General features: G+C 46.5%; 16 protein-coding genes. 8 read left to right on the forward strand and 8 right to left on the reverse strand.

Features of this window, described 5'->3' with window-relative positions; translation table 11 throughout:
* Window positions 1-64: 64 nt before the first annotated feature.
* Complete coding sequence (locus MY7_RS03750) at window positions 65-1,579, reverse strand: mechanosensitive ion channel (RefSeq protein WP_007610307.1); 1,515 nt, start codon at window positions 1,577-1,579, stop codon at window positions 65-67.
* A gap of 169 nt (window positions 1,580-1,748) precedes the next feature.
* On the opposite strand from MY7_RS03750, the gene MY7_RS03755 reads away from it, so the two are divergent.
* Window positions 1,749-3,155: a SpoVR family protein gene (locus MY7_RS03755; RefSeq protein WP_007409274.1), complete on the forward strand. Its 1,407-nt coding sequence runs from the start codon at window positions 1,749-1,751 to the stop codon at window positions 3,153-3,155.
* A 37-nt stretch (window positions 3,156-3,192) separates the two neighbouring features.
* Here the strand turns inward: MY7_RS03755 and MY7_RS03760 are convergent, their stop codons facing one another.
* The gene (locus tag MY7_RS03760) at window positions 3,193-4,572 is read right to left on the reverse strand and encodes an alkaline phosphatase (RefSeq protein WP_007610308.1); all 1,380 of its coding nucleotides are present in this window, start codon (window positions 4,570-4,572) and stop codon (window positions 3,193-3,195) included.
* Between the two features lie 458 nt (window positions 4,573-5,030).
* Here MY7_RS03760 and MY7_RS03765 point away from each other — a divergent pair, with 458 nt between their 5' ends.
* The gene (locus tag MY7_RS03765) at window positions 5,031-5,855 is read left to right on the forward strand and encodes a C40 family peptidase (protein WP_007610309.1); all 825 of its coding nucleotides are present in this window, start codon (window positions 5,031-5,033) and stop codon (window positions 5,853-5,855) included.
* Between the two features lie 68 nt (window positions 5,856-5,923).
* Here MY7_RS03765 and MY7_RS03770 read toward each other — a convergent pair whose 3' ends face one another.
* Window positions 5,924-6,799, reverse strand: a complete 876-nt coding sequence (locus MY7_RS03770) for a LysR family transcriptional regulator (RefSeq protein WP_007610310.1) — start codon at window positions 6,797-6,799, stop codon at window positions 5,924-5,926.
* 109 nt (window positions 6,800-6,908) lie between these two features.
* On the opposite strand from MY7_RS03770, the gene MY7_RS03775 reads away from it, so the two are divergent.
* From MY7_RS03775 to MY7_RS03790, 4 genes are all read left to right on the forward strand, one after another.
* The gene (locus MY7_RS03775) at window positions 6,909-8,012 is read left to right on the forward strand and encodes a citrate synthase/methylcitrate synthase (RefSeq protein WP_029325979.1); all 1,104 of its coding nucleotides are present in this window, start codon (window positions 6,909-6,911) and stop codon (window positions 8,010-8,012) included.
* Between the two features lie 79 nt (window positions 8,013-8,091).
* Window positions 8,092-8,961: an SDR family oxidoreductase gene (locus tag MY7_RS03780; protein ID WP_007610321.1), complete on the forward strand. Its 870-nt coding sequence runs from the start codon at window positions 8,092-8,094 to the stop codon at window positions 8,959-8,961.
* A gap of 333 nt (window positions 8,962-9,294) precedes the next feature.
* Entirely contained in the window at window positions 9,295-10,698 is a 1,404-nt protein-coding gene (locus MY7_RS03785) for an amino acid permease (RefSeq protein WP_007610322.1), read from the forward strand.
* A 114-nt stretch (window positions 10,699-10,812) separates the two neighbouring features.
* On the forward strand, window positions 10,813-12,168 hold the full coding sequence (locus MY7_RS03790) for a sodium-dependent transporter (protein WP_007610324.1): 1,356 nt from the start codon (window positions 10,813-10,815) through the stop codon (window positions 12,166-12,168).
* A 36-nt stretch (window positions 12,169-12,204) separates the two neighbouring features.
* On the opposite strand, the gene MY7_RS03795 is transcribed toward MY7_RS03790, so the two are convergent.
* The 3 genes from MY7_RS03795 to sigM are packed head-to-tail and all read right to left on the reverse strand — an operon-like array spanning window position 12,205 to window position 14,040.
* Window positions 12,205-12,495 (reverse strand): anti-sigma-M factor, encoded by a 291-nt coding sequence (locus MY7_RS03795; protein WP_003155315.1) that lies wholly within the window; start codon window positions 12,493-12,495, stop codon window positions 12,205-12,207.
* Complete coding sequence (locus MY7_RS03800) at window positions 12,483-13,559, reverse strand: anti-sigma factor (protein WP_087920756.1); 1,077 nt, start codon at window positions 13,557-13,559, stop codon at window positions 12,483-12,485. The genes MY7_RS03795 and MY7_RS03800 overlap by 13 nt, the downstream gene beginning before the upstream one ends.
* Window positions 13,549-14,040, reverse strand: a complete 492-nt coding sequence (gene sigM / locus MY7_RS03805; protein ID WP_003155312.1) for an RNA polymerase sigma factor SigM — start codon at window positions 14,038-14,040, stop codon at window positions 13,549-13,551. The genes MY7_RS03800 and sigM overlap by 11 nt, the downstream gene beginning before the upstream one ends.
* A gap of 240 nt (window positions 14,041-14,280) precedes the next feature.
* Between sigM and MY7_RS03810 the strand changes: the two genes are divergently transcribed.
* Window positions 14,281-14,880 carry a lysophospholipid acyltransferase family protein gene (locus MY7_RS03810; RefSeq protein WP_007610331.1) on the forward strand — a complete coding sequence of 200 codons (600 nt, stop codon included), beginning with the start codon at window positions 14,281-14,283 and terminating at the stop codon, window positions 14,878-14,880.
* Between the two features lie 45 nt (window positions 14,881-14,925).
* Here MY7_RS03810 and MY7_RS03815 read toward each other — a convergent pair whose 3' ends face one another.
* Complete coding sequence (locus tag MY7_RS03815) at window positions 14,926-16,260, reverse strand: hemolysin family protein (protein ID WP_003155308.1); 1,335 nt, start codon at window positions 16,258-16,260, stop codon at window positions 14,926-14,928.
* 61 nt (window positions 16,261-16,321) lie between these two features.
* Entirely contained in the window at window positions 16,322-16,747 is a 426-nt protein-coding gene (locus tag MY7_RS03820) for a MerR family transcriptional regulator (protein ID WP_007409263.1), read from the reverse strand.
* Between the two features lie 179 nt (window positions 16,748-16,926).
* Between MY7_RS03820 and MY7_RS03825 the strand changes: the two genes are divergently transcribed.
* Window positions 16,927-18,111, forward strand: a complete 1,185-nt coding sequence (locus MY7_RS03825) for a pyridoxal phosphate-dependent aminotransferase (protein ID WP_029325978.1) — start codon at window positions 16,927-16,929, stop codon at window positions 18,109-18,111.
* Window positions 18,112-18,132: the final 21 nt, after the last annotated feature.

Raw genomic sequence — 18,132 nt, forward strand, 5'->3', positions numbered from 1 at the left:
AAAAAGGAATTTGCCCCTTTAACTCAAAAAAAACGTGCGCTCCTTCTGAGCACACGTTTTTTTGTTAAGACATCGGCGGCTTACGATCGTCAGCCGATTGATGTTTTTCAATTTTGCGATCCAATTTTGCGAGATAACGGGAGGCAAATTCTTTTCCGCCAAGACCGAATGAAAGTCCGAAGGCAAGCGCGAAACCGCCCAGAATCAGAATAAACGCGGCATTTACGATCGTGTCGGCGACACCGAGCTGATCCAGCGCCATAAAGATTGAGAGAGTGATAATGGTATATTTCGCAAGCGGCGCCAGGAATCTGAATTCCTTTCCGCTCAGCATGCCGGCAAGCAGCCTGCTGACGAGCTGTCCGGCCAAAAGCCCGATTCCGAGAATAAATACAGCGGCCAGAACATTAGGCAGGTAAGCGATAATACCTGTTGCGATAACAACGAGAAATTCAAGATGGACAAGCTGCAGCGCCTCTGCCGTAAAGAGCAGGACGATGATGATTTGAACAATCATGCCGACCGTCTGAGAAAGCGTCAGCTTCGGGGTACCCGCCTGTTCAAAGCCCATTTTACCGAGAAGAGAGTCGAAACCGGCCCGGTGCAAGAGCCCGGATACAATGCTGTTGACCCATTTTCCGATCCAGATGCCGGCGATGATCAGCACGATACCGATGATGATATTAGGGAGCATTGTGAAGACCGTGTGCAGCATGGCTGACGCCGGTTCAGAAATACCCGCCACATCAAGCCGGTCAAGCGCAGAAATGATCACCGGAATGAAAATCAGCACGTAGACAATCGTTCCGATGATTGCCGACAGGCTTGTATCCTTCAGATAAATAGAAAGCCCCATACGTGCGGCGAGCCTTTCCGTGCCGATACTCGCCAGAAAGTTTGTGACGATATCACGGACGAGACGGGCAACAAGCCAGCCGATTAGAACAATCAGCGCCGCGGCAAATACTTTCGGTATAAAGGACAAAACGCTTTGGATCATATTTGTAAACGGCCCTGATACTCCGCTGATTTGGAGAGCGGCCAAGACGCCGGGCAGGAACAAGAGCAAGACGAAGTAGAAAACGATTCGTGAAGCGGCCGTAACGGATCTGCTCATCTCCGCTTCTTCAGACACCATTGTCCATTTTCTGAACCGGCCGTTTTCAGCGAGTTTCATGCCCGCTTTTTTGACGAGATAGCTGAAAAGCGAAGCGGCCGCCCAGCCCAACAGCAGAATCAAGCCGGCTTTTAAAATGCTCGGCACAGCCGCCGTTATCGCTGACAGCATGCTGACAAAAGGCGAAGCCACGGTTGTCAGATGCAGAATGTTAAAGAATAGAATAAAAACGATGATTAATGCGATAAAATAAATGACTTTACTGATGACTTTTTCTGAGGAATAGCGTGCCGGCTTTTTTTCGGCGAACAGCCTGTCGTCAATTTTTGTTTTTTGCAGGCCTTTGTATACGGCTTTTTCAATGATTTTGGCAATGCCCCAGCCGATAAGCAGGACGAGCAGTGCAATGACCAGATTCGGGAGTTTGCTGAGATACGTCGTAAGCATGTCTGCTGTATTCAAGTAGAATCGCTCCTTTTCTTTTTGGGGTATGGTGTGTGTTTTACCCACTTACATATAAAGCAAACGGCGCGGATGTGCCGAAAGTTTTCAGCCGGAAACCGGTCTGTTATTTCATCTTTTGAGAGGAGGGGTCATACATTATAAATAAGTCCAAGTAGGGGGGATTCGGTTGAACGCGGAGGAGACAAAAGGTTTACAGCGGGCAATTGAGGAAATAACCGACATTGCGAAGGGTTTCGGCCTTGATTTCTACCCGATGAGATATGAAATTTGCCCGGCTGAAATTATTTATACATTCGGCGCGTACGGCATGCCGACGAGATTCAGCCACTGGAGTTTCGGCAAACAATTTCATAAGATGAAACTCCATTATGATCTCGGTTTGAGCAAAATTTATGAACTTGTCATTAATTCCAACCCTTGCTACGCTTTTTTGCTGGACAGCAATTCGCTGATCCAAAATAAATTAATTGTAGCCCATGTTCTTGCCCATTGTGATTTTTTTAAACATAACTGCCGCTTTCAAAATACGAACCGGGACATGGTTGAGAGTATGGCGGCTGCGGCGGAGCGGATTAAGCATTATGAAAGAATTCACGGGATAAAAGAGGTGGAGTCCTTTTTAGATGCCATTCTGGCGGTTCAGGAGCATATCGATCCGTCGCTCGTCAGGCCGAAGCTGCTGTGGAGCGTCGATGACGAAGAGGAGGACGAAGAAGAAACCGCGCCATCGCCTTACGATGATTTATGGGGAATGGATAAGCCGAAGCAGGTGAAAAAGAAAAAAGGGAAAAAACCGTTTCCGCCCCGGCCGGAAAAAGATATTCTGCTGTTTATCGAAGAACATTCGCGGGAGCTTGAACCGTGGCAGCGTGACATTTTAACCATGATGAGAGAAGAAATGCTGTATTTCTGGCCGCAGCTGGAAACGAAAATCATGAACGAAGGCTGGGCATCCTATTGGCATCAGCGGATTATCCGCGAGCTTGACCTGACTTCAGATGAAGCCATCGAATTTGCGAAGCTGAACGCAGGCGTCGTTCAGCCGTCAAAAACGGGAATCAACCCGTATTATTTAGGGCTGAAAATTTTTGAAGACATCGAAGAGCGTTATGACAACCCGACAGATGAAATGAAAAAAACAGGAGTAAAGCCCGGTTCCGGACGGGAGAAAATGTTTGAGGTCAGGGAAATTGAATCGGATATATCATTTATCCGCAATTATTTGACGAAAGATCTCGTGATGCGTGAGGATTTGTATTTATTCCAAAAGCAGGGCAGGGACTATAAAGTGATCGACAAAGAATGGAAGGCCGTGCGAGACCAGCTCGTGAACATGCGGGTCAACGGAGGATTTCCTTATCTGACCGTCAATGACGGGGATTACCTGAAGAATAATGAGCTTTATATTAAACATTGGTATGAGGGAATTGAGCTTGATCTGAAATATTTGGAGAAAGTGCTGCCGTATCTGTACCAGCTGTGGGGCAGGAGCGTGCACATCGAATCTGTTCTTGAAGACAGAGAAGTGATGTTTTCTTATGACGGCAAAGGAGTGCACCGGAGATATCTGTAAAAGAAGAAAGGATGCGGGGAAACCCCCGCATCCTTTTTTATTTTCCGTGTCTCAGGATGTGAAAGATCTTTTTGGCCTGGTCCGTGTTGTTTAAAAGCCCCGTAAATGACTCTCTTCCCGGACCGTATGCGTAAACGGGAACTTCTTCGCCCGTATGATCGCCGGTTGTCCAGCCGCTGTTGGTTTTCGCATTAAAGAGCTTAATGATCGCTTTGTAGATACTCTTGTCAGCATCCTGTTTTGCGGCCGTTTCGATCTGTTTGATTTCAGCTTTTGACCATTTCAGGTCTGTATAACGCGCAAGCACGGAAGATACGGATTTGCCCGCTTTGATTTGGTCAGCCATAAATGCCGGGGTTTTTTTCGCGGCAAGAATCGGTTCAACATGCCAGTTTTTATCGTCATTCGCGCCGATCGTCAATCCGCCGGTGGTATGATCAGCCGTGGCAACGACAAGCGTATGTTTGTCCTTTTTGGCAAATGCGATCGCTGCTTTATACGCTTTTTCAAAATCCTTCATTTCGCTCATTGCGCCGACTATATCATTGTCATGTCCCGCCCAGTCAATTTGGCTGCCTTCGACCATTAAGAAAAACCCTTTTTTATTCTTGTTCAGCCTGTCGATCGCTGCCGTTGTCATGTCTTCTAATGAAGGGACGGCGTTTGAGCGGTCGATTGCTTTGTCGAGTCCGCCATCGGCAAACAGGCCGAGAATCTTCTTGTTACGATCCTTTTTGAGCTCCTGTTTTGATGTCACGTAGCTGTATCCCGCTTTTTTGAAATCCTTTGTTATATTGCGGTCTTTACGGATAAAGTTTGACTTGCCGCCTCCGAGGAGCACATCGACTTTCTGTTTTCCGTTGATGCGGTCATCAAAGTAGCTGCTTGCGATGTCATCCATGTTCTTTCGGGATTTGTTATGGGCTCCGAATGCCGCAGGGGTGGCGTGGGCAATCTCCGAAGTTGCGACAAGTCCGGTGGATTTCCCTCTTTGTTTCGCTTCTTCGAGGACGGATTTTACCCGCTTTCCTTTTTTATCGACTCCGATCGCCGCGTTATACGTTTTCACGCCTGTGGCCATTGCCGTGCCAGCCGCCGCGGAATCGGTAATATTGGAATCAGGATCGTCAGGATAAGTCATCATCATACCGGTGAGATTGGGATCGAATGCCGTCAGTTTCATACCATCCGAAGGCTTTCCTTTGTTAATGACCGAACGGTAGGCGTTCATATAGGGAGCGCCCATTCCGTCGCCGACCATGAAGATGACGTTTCTGATTTCGTTTTTGTCAGGCTGTTTTTTTGCCGCAGCCTGTTCGGAGTGCTGAAGCCCCGCGCCCGCAATCAGACCGGCTGTCAGTACGGATACGGCTGCCGCCGGCAGAAGTTTTGATCGAACCTGTTTAAATAGACTCATTCTCACTCGTCCTCCTTTAATCGTGTCTGCATGTCTAATGGTAGGGGGTGTTTGTAAAGAGCGCCTGTTTCTCCTGTAAATTTCAGGTGAAACATTGTTAGAAATGTAAATTCCGGTGTAACTTATGTTTTCAAGAAAGAGTGAAAACCATTCACTTTTTTGAAAAAGATGAGGATTTTTTTAACAAGGAGTTATTTGGAAAGTAAACTGCTTTGTTTTTCCAAAATACGAGGATCACAGGAAAAAAACATGACAAATTGACTCGTTTTTCGTCACGTTTGAAATCAAATTGAAATATTTAATACCCTTAAAAACTTTTTTCTAAAACGAATTAGTAAGAAATTTGTCACGGGAAGTCAAGTCTATTTCTAGTGGAAATTGAACCTTATAATAGGAAACAGATAAAAACTTTAAAAAAGAGACACATAAAATAGATAGAATCATTCGGGGAGGAAAATATGAAAAAGCAACTTGTTACAGTAACAACGGCAGTGGTTTTGGGGACGACTTTGTTTGCGGGCGCGGCATCTGCGCAAACGATTAAGGTAAAAAAAGGCGATACATTATGGGGACTTTCAAATCGGTATGGAACGTCAATTAATTCCATTAAATCTGAGAACAAATTAAAATCGGATATCATTTACATCGGTCAGACGCTTTCGATTAACGGTAAATCATCCTCAGGTTCAAGCTCAAGCAGCAAGTCATCATCGTCTACATATAAAGTCGTAAAAGGCGACAGCCTTTGGAAAATTGCGAATAAATATAAAATGACGGTAAACCAATTAAAAAGTTTAAACGGTTTAAAAACGGACCTGATCCGCATCGGACAAGTTCTTAAAGTAAAGGGATCAACTTCCGGTTCAACGTCTTCAGGATCTTCGTCATCAAAGCAGCCTTCATCCAGCCATAATGCTGCACAGACGAGCCTGAATGTAAACAAGCTGATTTCTGATGCGCAATCTTTAATCGGCACGCCGTATGTATGGGGCGGAACAACAACTTCCGGCTTTGACTGCAGCGGATTTATCTGGTACCTATTAAACAAACAGACGAGTGTCGGCAGAACGAGCACTGCCGGATATTGGAGCTCAATGAAGAGCGTGTCCAGCCCGTCAAGAGGAGACTTCGTCTTCTTTACAACATATCAGGCCGGCCCTTCACACATGGGTGTGTACATCGGAAACAACAAGTTCATCCATGCCGGTTCTGACGGCGTCACAACAAGTGATCTGAATAACAGCTACTGGAAACCTCGCTACCTTGGCGCGAAAAGATTCTAGCAGCGATAGAAACCCGTTCATCAGAACGGGTTTTTTATTTAGACGGGACAGAGCTCCATTTGTTTCACCTAAAAATGAAAATGTGATAAAAAATCTAAAAAGGTTTTCTTTTTTTCATTTTCATAGAGGGCGATGGCGTACGCGCCCGCGCTCGGCATCTGGACGAATTCGCACGGAATTTCAATCATGCTGCCTGCGGCGAGTTCGGCCCGTACTGCTGACAGCGGCAGAAATGAGACACCCAGCCCCTCTTTAATAAATCGTTTCGTAATATGCGTCTGTGTCACCTTCATTGTCCTGACGAAAGGGAACTGTATTCTGACCTGGCGGAGCAAATCATTCCAATAGTCAGGATGGTTATGGGTCAAAAGCAGATATTGTCCGAACAGGTCTTTTACTTCATCCGCCTTCCCTGTTCCGGGTTTTCGGCCGGGCGGCGCGACGAGGACAACGGGGTCATTGTACAGGGGGCGGCAAGTGAGGGAAGATGATTGCACCTTTAAGCAGCTCAGTCCGATATCGGCTGAGCCGTTTCTGATTTGAGAGGCGATTTCTTCCGATTCGAAAATGGTGACCGTCATTTCGGTTTCTTTATTGTCCTCTGTATAACACTTCATGACAGACGGGAGAACGGTGTCGGCGATAAGCGGCGAAACAGCGAGTGTCAGCGTGTGCGAGTAGCCCTGGCGCACTCTGTGCAGCTCCGCCATGCTGTTTTCATAGTCTTCCAAAAGCCTCATGGCAAACGGCACGTATGCTTTTCCTTCTTCCGTCAATTGTATTTTCCGGCCGCTCCGCTGAAACAGCTTGCAGCTGATTTCTTTCTCTAATAATTTTATATGAACGGTGACGGTCGGCTGAGATAAAAAAAGCGTTTCCGCCGTTTTTCTGAAATTCTCATATTTTGCCGCGGTGACGAAGGTGTGAAGCCATTTAAAATCCATAGATGCACTCCTCTGATTAAAAGTTTTAATTAATTCCCTTAAAAATATTCATTATTTTTTAAATATTATATTTACTATAATAACAGAAAGAGGATAAGGGGGAATGAAATTGATTTATCGTGGATTGAAAGGGATTACTTGTGCAGAAACGGCTATCAGCCATATTGACGGAGAAAAGGGGCATTTAATATATCGCGGCTATGACGCGAAGGATATCGCGCTGCAATTCAGTTTTGAAGAAGCGGCGTATCTCATTTTGAACGGGACGCTTCCTGATGAGCGGCAATTGCTTGCGTTTCAGGAAGAACTTGCAGCCGAGCGCGGGCTTCCGAAACATTTGATCGACTTACTGGAAACGCTTCCGGATGAAATGGACGACATGGCGGTGCTGAGAACGGCTGTTTCAGGTTTGGGCACAGATTCATTTACATATCCGCCCAAGCCGGAAGAAGCGATTAAACTGATTGCCGTCACCCCGACGATTATTGCGTACAGATACCGCCGTAAACAAGGGCAGGAAGCGTTGTCACCTGAGGCGCGATACGGACACGTTGAAAACTATTTGTATATGCTGACAGGCAGGCAGCCGTCCGCAGCCCAAAAGAAAGCGCTTGAGACGTATATGATTCTGGCGATGGAGCACGGGATGAATGCATCGACTTTTTCAGCGAGAGTCACCGTTTCGACGGAATCAGACTTAGTGTCTGCCGTCACTGCCGCACTGGGTACGATGAAAGGGCCGCTGCACGGAGGCGCACCTTCAGGCGTCACGAAAATGCTTGAAGACATCGGGGAAAAAGAAAATGCAGAAGCATATTTGACAGCGAAGCTTATGAAGGGAGAACGCCTAATGGGCTTCGGACATAGGGTGTACAAAACAAAAGACCCGCGGGCGGAAGCGCTGCGCATAAAGGCTGAAGAAGTGGCGGGAAATGATCCGTCGCTTGACTTGGCGCTTTATGTGGAGAAGGAAGCCATCCGCCTGTTAGAGCAATATAAGCCCGGACGGAAGCTGTATACGAATGTGGAGTTTTACGCAGCGGCTGTGATGCAGGCCATTGATGTCGACAATGATTTGTTTACGCCGACCTTTTCAGCAAGCAGAATGGCAGGCTGGTGCGCACACGTGCTTGAACAGTCCGCTGACAACATGATTTACAGGCCGTCTGCGAAATACACCGGCGCTTTTCCCGAAACGGCTCAGCAGCTTTAATCACCGGCATATTTGTCCGTTTAACTCCCCGCATTGCGTGGTATCGTCTCAGTAATACCAATTGCAGGAGAGTGAGAATATGAATCCGATGGACAGACAGACGGAAGGACAAAAGCCGCAGGTGCAAAAGCGCCAGCCCGGTATTGAGTCAGACATGGAGCCGAAACCGCTCTTGGAGGACCCGGATGTAAAAGGGTCGGGCAGATTAAAAGGAAAAGTCGCCGTCATCACGGGCGGAGACAGCGGCATCGGCGCAGCGGCTGCGATCGCTTACGCGAAGGAGGGAGCGGATCTTGCCATCCTGTACCTAGACGAACATGCCGATGCTGAGAGAACGAAAAAGCGTGCGGAAGAATACCAGGCCGAATGCCTGTTAATTCCGGGAGACGTCGGTGATGAGGCGCATTGTCAGAAGGCGGTCCGGCAAGTCTTAGATCACTACGGAAAAATAGATATTCTCGTTAATAATGCGGCTGAGCAGCATCCGCAAAACGGGATTCTTGATATTACAGCTGAACAGCTGGAGAAGACATTCCGTACAAACATGTTTTCTATGTTTCATATGACAAAAGCCGTGCTGCCTCATCTCAAAAGAGGGAGCGCCATCATTAATACAACGTCGATTACCGCTTATCAGGGAGACACTTCATTGATCGACTATTCGTGCACGAAAGGCGGCATCGTTTCCTTTACGCGTTCAATGGCGATGTCATTAGCCGATCAGGGGATCAGAGTAAATGCGGTGGCCCCTGGACCGATCTGGACCGCTCTGATTCCGGCGACGTTTACTGAAGAAAAGGTAGAAAAGCACGGTCTGGACACTCCGATGGGAAGACCGGGACAGCCTGCGGAACACGCCGGAGCTTACGTGCTTCTGGCTTCAGACGAATCTTCCTATATGACGGGGCAGACCATTCACGTAAATGGCGGCAGATTTATTTCAACATAATACGCAAGTATTATCCCGCGCTTTTAAAAAGTGCGGGATTTTTATTTGAACGTACATATGAATACGATTTTTAAAAAATGGAAGTCGCCAGCTGAATCACTAATGTTAATATTTCACAGCAGAGAATCTGCTGAGTTCTGTTTTATGAAAACTAAAAATAATATATAGAATTTTCAAAAAAGTTATTTTCATTTTTATATTTTTCGCTATAATATGATGTAGGAGAAAGGGATGATGTGCTGGAACATTTCGTGCGAAAAATAAGAATTTAGTCATTATTGCTATTGTTATCTGAATATTCTAACATATATTGGTTTACAAGGAGTGAAGCAGATGAAAGGGAGCGTATTCAGAAAGAAAAGCATTCAGGACCTGCTTGCTGCAACGAGCGGGGAAAAGTCGCTGAAAAGAGAGTTAGGGGCCTTTGATCTGACCCTTCTGGGGATAGGGGCCATCATCGGAACGGGAATTTTTGTATTAACTGGAACAGGCGCTGTCACGGCGGGGCCGGGGCTGACTGTTTCATTTGTCATCGCCGCTCTTGCGTGTTTATTTGCGGCTCTGTCATATGCTGAATTTGCTTCAAGCGTCCCGGTTTCAGGTTCCGTCTACACGTTTACTTATGCGACACTGGGTGAACTTCTAGCGTTTATCATCGGATGGGATTTAATCTTGGAATATATGCTCGCCGTCAGCGCGGTTTCGGTCGGCTGGTCCGGCTATTTTCAATCATTCTTGGCGGGCTTCGGCATTCATCTTCCGACCGCATTAACGGCCGCGCCGGGATCCATTAAAGGCACGGTCACATTCTTTAATCTCCCTGCATTTGTTATCGTGCTTGCGATTACATTCCTCCTCTACTTAGGCATTAGGGAATCGAAGCGGGTCAATAATATTATGGTCATTTTGAAGGTTCTGGTTGTTCTATTGTTTATCGCCGTTGCGGCCGTATATGTCAAACCTCACAACTGGCAGCCGTTTATACCGATGGGTTTCGGCGGTGTTTTCAGTGCCGCGGCGCTCGTTTTCTTCTCTTTTATCGGTTTTGACGCCGTCTCTTCCGCCGCTGAAGAAACGAAAAATCCGGCGAAGGATCTGCCGAAAGGAATTATCTTTTCATTAATCATCTGCACCGTGCTGTATGTGACCGTATCGGCGATTATGACGGGCGTCGTTCCGTTTGCCCGCTTTGAGGGCGTTGACCATCCCGTGTCTCTCGTCCTGCAGATGGCCGGACAGAATTGGGTGGCCGGGATTATTGATATCGGCGCAGTGTTGGGAATGACAACGGTGATGCTCGTCATGCTGTACGGCCAGACGAGGGTGATGTTTGCCATGTCCCGTGACGGTTTGGTGCCGGGGGCGCTTTCAAAAGTCCATCCGAAGCATAAAACGCCGCACGTGGTGACATGGATGTTCGGCATCCTGTCGGCATTACTCGGCTCGCTCGTCCCGCTTGATGAACTGGCGAAGCTGGTGAACATCGGCACGCTTGCCGCGTTTGTCCTGATTTCCGTGGCGGTTATCGTATTGAGAAAGAAACAGCCTGATCTGCCGAGGGCTTTTAAATGTCCGGGGGTTCCCTTTATTCCGGTATTGTCCATTCTGTTCTGTGTGTTTTTGATTATTAACCTTGGCGCCACCACCATATTCCGTTTCTTTATCTGGCTGATCATCGGTCTGGTGATTTATTTCTTATATTCGAGAAAGCATTCGAAATTAAACGGGGATTTGTAAGGAGCGGCACCCGCCGTTCCTTTTTATTTTTCGGAATAATGAAACATATTGAAATGGGCTTAAGTTATCGCAGCGAATAAGGGATAATATAGGGCGGAAGGGAAGTGGAAAGTCGTGTCTGACCAAAAAAGGGTTCAATGGGCCTCAAAAATAGGATTTATTATGGCCGCTGCCGGTTCGGCGATCGGCCTGGGAGCCATTTGGAAGTTCCCTTACGTAGCGGGTACGAACGGAGGAGGCGCTTTTTTTCTTGTATTCGTCCTCTTTACCGTGCTTTTAGGCTATCCGCTTTTGCTCGGTGAATTTATTTTCGGAAGACGGAGCCAGACAAATGCGATTGATGCCTACAAACAAGCCGCGCCGAAGTCGGTATGGCACCTCACGGGTTATGTGGGTGTGGCGGCCTGTTTTTTAGTTTTGTCTTTTTACAGTGTTGTCGGCGGGTGGATTTTGCTTTATGTGTTAAAAGCCGTTACCGGTTCTTTATCCGGGCTCACTCAGGAGCAGTACGGCACGGTGTTCGGGACGGTCATTGAAAATCCGATCCAGACTCTCATTGCGCAGCTTGTATTTATGATCATGACGGTGGCGGTCGTCGCAAAAGGCGTACAGAAAGGGATTGAACGTGTCAGTGCGGTGCTGATGCCGATTTTATTCGTGCTGTTTCTATTGCTTGTGCTGCGATCAGTCACGCTCGATCATGCTGTTGAGGGGATTAAATTTTTATTGGTTCCGCACTTTGAAGATTTGACGCCGGAATCCATCCTATATGCTTTAGGACAGGCGTTTTTTACATTAACGCTCGGTGTTTCCGTCATGGTGACATACAGTTCGTATCTGCCGAAAACCCAAAATCTTCCGGGTTCGGCGGGTTCCATTGTTATGATGAATGTACTCGTTACGCTGTTTGCGGGACTGGCCATTTTCCCGGCGGTTTTTTCGTTCGGCTTTAAACCGGATGAAGGGCCTACACTGCTGTTTACCGTGCTGCCGGCTGTGTTTGACCGGCTGCCGTTCGGCTCGCTGTTTTTTATCAGCTTTTTGGCGGTCTTTTTCTTCGCCGCGCTGACTTCGGCCTTTTCAATGGTGGAAATTATCGTGGCGACTGTCGGGAAAGGTGATGAAACGAAAAGAAAGAAGCTGTCGTGGACAAGCGGTCTGCTCATTTTCTTAGTCGGAATTCCGTCCTGTTTATCATACGGTGTTCTCGGTGATGTTCATTTGTTCGGAAAAACGTTTTTTGATCTTGCGGATTTCACCGTCAGCAATGTGCTGATTCCGCTCGGCGCTTTATTAATATCAATCTTCGTCCCGCTGAAAATACCGAAGCAGGAGCTGTTTGCCGAGATGAAAAGCGGTTCCGCCATCGGCTATCGTTTCTTTCAGCTGTGGTATTTCCTTCTGAAATATCTCGTGCCGCTGGCTATCATCGTCGTATTGCTGCATTTAATCGGCGTTCTTTCATTTTAAAAAAACAGGCCCCCGTAAAAGGGCCTGTTTTTATGTTTAAAAACCGAATTGCAGATTGGTATCAACGGCAACGATCGTATATACACAGACAATGACGAAAAGGTTGAGGATGACACCGAGCAGTCCCGGGCCCGTCCGTCCTTTTTTTATAAACAGCTCAATGATGCCGAACGGCACGGCGGCCATCGCAAACGGCAGCATCTGATAAGAATAGAAAGTCACATTGCTGATGATTGCCACGTTCAAAAGCAGCAGCGACAAAATCGCGGTACCGACTGATATCCAGCCGAAAACATTATGCTCTTTAAAAATTCTTACCAATTCCATAATTCCACCTCACCGATGTTTGCTGCTTTTACTGTTTTGTTTTTCAGCAGACGTTCGATTTCTTTTGTCGGCCCCGTCACGACAGAGCCGTATACGTTCATTCCGTGATGTTCAACATAGTCGATTCGGCTGCCCAGATTCATGTCTTTGCGTTTCGATATTGCATGCGCCCATTTTTTATGGCGGGACATAAATTCAAGGGCATTGATAAATTGTTCACGGTCTGTCTGTCCTTGCGTTTCGAAAGAGGACACCATCTTGGAATCTTTCCCGGGAAATCCTAACGGCTCGGCATAAGGACTGTCTTTCAGATTTTTCTCCGTTTCGACCGCGTTCCATAAAAACTTCACATCGTATTTTTTAAAAGTCGAATATACTTGAGAAGAAGGGTAGGCCCGGTCATAAGAAAGATATACCTCCGCCACGCTTCCTTCAGGCAATTTTTTTAAGGTCTGTCCGGCTTTTTCAATCGTGCGTTCCTTTAAGCCGGAAGGATGGGCGAAATAATGCTTTGCCTGTGCCGCGTCTAGATCATAGTAGTTAACGGCAGGCGATTTGACCGTATCTAAAAACATTTCAATCCGTTCTCCGCCGACGGATTTCGTTTTTGTGCCGATCTGCTTTTGCAGCGGAAATTCCGTATTCATTCCAAACAGCTTCACCTGGCTTTTCAGTCCGGAGGTATCGACGAGGACGTTCGGCATCGTTGTCGCCACCGTCACTGCCGCGGTCTCCATTAATTGATTGCCGGTGCTTTCTTTTCCTCCCAGACCGTAATAGAGGTAGCTTCCTAAAGTGCAAAGCGGCAAAATCATCAAAGTGGAAATGACGGCGAGAACTGAAATCCGCAAATACGATTTGCGTTTTCCGTATGATAAAATGGCCTTCTGTTTTTCCGGGCTGATGCCGACGTCCCATTCCCGGTCGTCCTGCATTTCGCTTTCAATCAACTCCTGATAGACTTCCAGCTTTTCCAGCTCTTCTTCAAAGGCGGCCATTTCCCGGTCGCTCATTTCTCCATTTTTGTATTGGTAAAAACGCTTTTTAAATTCTTCATTCATCATTAACACCTCTATTATAAAGTGCTTTCAGCCGCTGTCTGGCACGAAATAAAACACTTTTAAAATTAGCCTCTGAAATATTCATAATATGGGATGCTTCTTTGTAATTCAGTTCTTTTAAATAATACAGTGTTAAGGCCTCCCGATAATTGTCGGGAAGTTCGGACATATACCCTGTCAGCACTTCCTTGATTTCAATCTGATGAGCCGGGCTTTGAACAGCCGTCTGAAAAAGGCTCCCAATTAAGTCATCGGAAATGGTCACTTCCTTTTTATGTTTTCTGACATAATCTATAAACGCATTTCTCGCCACTTGAAAAAGCCATGGCTTTACTTTGCTGTGGTCGTAGGAGTGAATGTGTATGTATGCCCTCATAAAGGTTTCCTGCAGCAAATCTTCAGCGAGATGCTTGTCTTTTGTCATGGAGAGCAGGAACCGGTAAACATCATTCATATACATTTGGTAAATTTCATCGATCGTCACTGCCTTTTCTCCCCTCTATGTTATACACGCATAAGAAAGGTTTAAAGTTGCACGTTCCATGCAAACGGCTTAAATTCATTTTCACCTCATCAAACACCATTTCTCTATAGTACCCAAAATCCGTCATAAAAGATAGAGATCGGCGGAGGAAAAATATAATTATTAGTACCAGGTAATAAAAAATATTGTTATAATAGAGAGAGAGAACACTTTTGATCATTACAACAAAGGAAGTGCGTTATGTATAAGTTTTGTGCAAATGCCATCAAATGCATTCTATCCCTGCGCGGAGGAGTGAAAGTGTACAATAAAGAGAATCTTCCGTCTGATAAAGGATTCGTTATTGCGTGCACGCATGCGGGCTGGGTGGACGTCCTTACGCTCGGTGTCGGGATATTGCCCCATCAGATTCATTATATGGCGAAAAAAGAGCTGTTTCAGAAAAAGTGGATCGGAAGTTTTTTGAAGAAGATTCACGCGTTCCCGGTTGACCGTGAAAATCCGGGTCCGAGCAGCATTAAAACGCCGATTAAGCTTCTGAAGGAAGGAAAGATTGTCGGGATTTTTCCGAGCGGTACGAGAACATCAGAAGACGTCCCGCTGAAAAGAGGGGCCGTGACCATCGCCCAAATGGGAAAAGCGCCGCTCGTTCCGGCCGCATATAAAGGGCCGTCTACGGGAAAAGCACTGTTTAAAAAGGGAAAAATGCGGCTTATCATCGGCGAGCCGATTTTTTTGGAGGACTTTTCCGATCTTGCGCCGAAGGAGAGGCTTGCGGCCATGACAGAAGAGCTGAATGCCAGAATTAAAGAGCTTGAGAAAAAACTTGAACAATTGTAAATGAAAAAAAGCTTGCCGTCTGTATCAGACGCGCAAGCTTTTTTGTTATGCTTCTTTTTGTTCGGCGGTTTCCAGCAGTTCATCAAACGCCAGTTTTTTCACTTCGATATATGCGACGTGGTGGCCGTCAATTTCATTAATGATAAATTCACAGCCTTCTTCGATAATCGAGTCGTATTGTTCGACGTCGTATTTCTGGGTAAGGAACCAGCCGCCGATGGTGTCGACCTCGTCATTTTCTAAATGGATGCCGAGGAGTTCGTTCACTTGATCAATCAGGACCTTGCCGTCAAGCATGTAATGGCCGTCGCCGAGTTTACGGATTTCGTTGATTTCATCGATATCAAATTCATCACGGATTTCCCCGACGATTTCTTCAATAATGTCTTCAACGGTGACAAGCCCCGCGGTTCCGCCGTATTCATCCGACAGAATCGCCATATGAACCCGTTCCTTCTGCATTTTTACAAGCAGATCGTGAATCGGTGCCGACTCAATCACATGGATGATCGGATTGACAAAATCGGTAATCGGCGAGTCGACTGATACTTCGCCGCTGATGCAGGCGGTCAGCACTTCTTTAATGTTAATAACGCCGATAATATTATCTTTGTCACCCTCTTCGACAGGGTACCGGGTATATTTTTCAATCTGAATGATGTCCATCATTTCAGAAATTTTGATATCATGCGGCAGACTGACGATTTCCGTACGCGGAATCATGATTTCTTTTGCAAGTCTGTCGTCAAATTCAAAGATTTTGTTCACATATTTAAATTCAGACTGGTTGATTTCACCGCTTTTATAGCTTTCCGATAAAATGATGCGCAGCTCTTCTTCAGAGTGGGCAAGCTCATTTTCAGACACCGTCTCCAGACCGAACGTCTTCGTTAAAAGACGGGCGGAGTTGTTCAGAAGCCAGATAAACGGGAACATGATGCGGTAAAACCAAATGAGCGGTTTCGAAAACAGCATTGAAACGGCTTCCGCTTTCTGGATGGCGACTGTTTTCGGCGCCAACTCTCCCACGACCACGTGTAAGAATGTAATGATCGCGTAGGCGAGAATAAATGAAATAATATGTGATAATGAGCTTGGTACGTTTATCTTTGTGAAAAGCGGATGAAGCAAGCGTTCAATCGTTGATTCGCCTAAGACACCAAGACCGATGGAAGTCAATGTTATGCCGAGCTGGCACGCCGATAAATACTCATCTAAATGCGTGGTCACTTTTTTGACACCGATTGCGGCTTTATTTCCTTCTGCTATAAGCTGGTCAACCCGTGAGCCTCTGATTCTGATTATCGCAAACTCAGATGCTACGAAAAATGCCGTCAGCGCGATTAAAACCGCGACTAAAATCAAATTCACAATGTCCAATTAGAACCTTCACTTCTTTTGGGAAGATGAAGGTAACACCTCCTGTTAGTAAGATAATGGTTTAACTTAACAGCAGCATAAATGATTGAAGCACTGCAAGCTTTTCAGGAGCCAGCCTTTTTTTCAGCTGGGCGCGCTCCTCTGGTTCAAGCTTTTCAAACCGATTCAAGATCACGGAGATGTTTTGATTCATGTGATCAATTTCCGATGCCAGATTTCCAATATCGTCAGGCAGGGCTGAAGAGGGAAACTGGTTCTCCAGTCGATCTTTTATATCAGACAGGGCCAATCGCTGCTTTTTACAAGCGACTATAAACTTTAACCGATTAAGTGCAAGTGTATCGTAGTAACGATAGTTCGAACAAGACCTGTCAGGCTTTAAAAGCCCGAGGTTTGTGTAGTAATCCACCGTGCGTTTCGTTACACCGGCAAGCTCTGCTAATTCACTGATGCGATAAGTCTCAGCCCCATCTAAATCCCTCCCCAACCATCACGTTATAGTTATGAGAATAGTTTAATATATGAAGGGGAGTTTGCACAAGTTTATTGTTTTCCGTCTTTCTCCTGAAACGGCGCGGCGGGCTGTCTGAAAAAGCGTTGACTGCGCCATGTAAATCTTTCATAATCATTGTAAATAGAAACGGAAGAAAAAGACAGAAGGGACAGATGACAGTGGCCGGTTTATCACGGGAAGTGACACAGAATCTGGAGAAAGGTTCATGGATACGCAAACTATTTGATGAAGGCGCTCGGCTGAAAAAAGAGTTCGGCGCCGATAAGGTATTTGACTTTTCGATAGGAAATCCGGTTGCGGAGCCGCCTGAAACATTTAAAAAGGCGCTTTGCGAAGCGGCTGAAACAGGGCGGCACGGATACATACAAAACCAGGGGCTTCCGGAGGCGAGAGAAAAGGTTGCGCGCTTTTTGTCAGAGCGGTTTCAGACAGAAATTTCCGCCAGGCATACAGTCATGACGGTCGGAGCCGGCGGGGCGCTGAATGTCGCGCTGAAGAGCATTTTAAACCCGGAGGAAGAAGTCATCCTTCTTTCGCCTTATTTTGCGGAATATAAAGCGTATGTTGAAAATTACTGCGGCAGACCCGTCATCTGCCCGCTGACTGACTCATTTGAGATTGATATTGAAGCGGTTAAAGGTGCGATCACCCCCCGTACGAAAGGACTGATCGTTAATACGCCGCATAATCCGACGGGGACTGTGCTCAGCCAGAAAAACCTTAACGAATTAGGCGCCTTATTAAAAGAAGCCGAAGAGCGGAACGGCCAAAGCATATTTATTTTATTTGATGAACCGTACAGCCAGCTGATCTATGGAGAAGAGCAGGCGAATCCGTTTCAGGCGTATCACCGCGTGATTTTAGTCAGTTCGTTCAGTAAAGATCTCGGCATTGCGGGGGAGAGGCTCGGGTATATCGCGGCAGACACCCAAATGCCTGAGGGCGATCTTCTGACGGATGCGTTCGTTTTCTGCAACCGGACGCTCGGCTTTGTGAACGCTCCGGTCATGATGCAGCGCGCCGTGGCGAAAATGGATGATCTTTCGATTGATGCTGAACCTTACAGAAAGCGGAGAGACCTTATGGTGGACATCCTCACAGAAGCCGGCTTCGAATTTGAAATGCCGAAAGGAGGCTTTTTCGTCTTTCCGAAATCACCGATTGAAGACGAGATGGCGTTCTGCATGCATGCCGCACAGAAATACAAACTATTGATCGTACCCGGCAGCGGATTTGGAAAAAGCGGCTATTTCCGATTATCTTTCAGCGTGCCTTCAGAACAGATCAGACAGTCGCGCGATATTTTCAAAGCACTGTATCAAGATTTTTCTTCATAGCTTCCAATACATAAAGATGGG

The organism is Bacillus sp. 5B6 (genome assembly GCF_000259405.1).
In the GTDB taxonomy this organism is placed as follows: Bacteria; Bacillota; Bacilli; order Bacillales; family Bacillaceae; genus Bacillus; species Bacillus velezensis.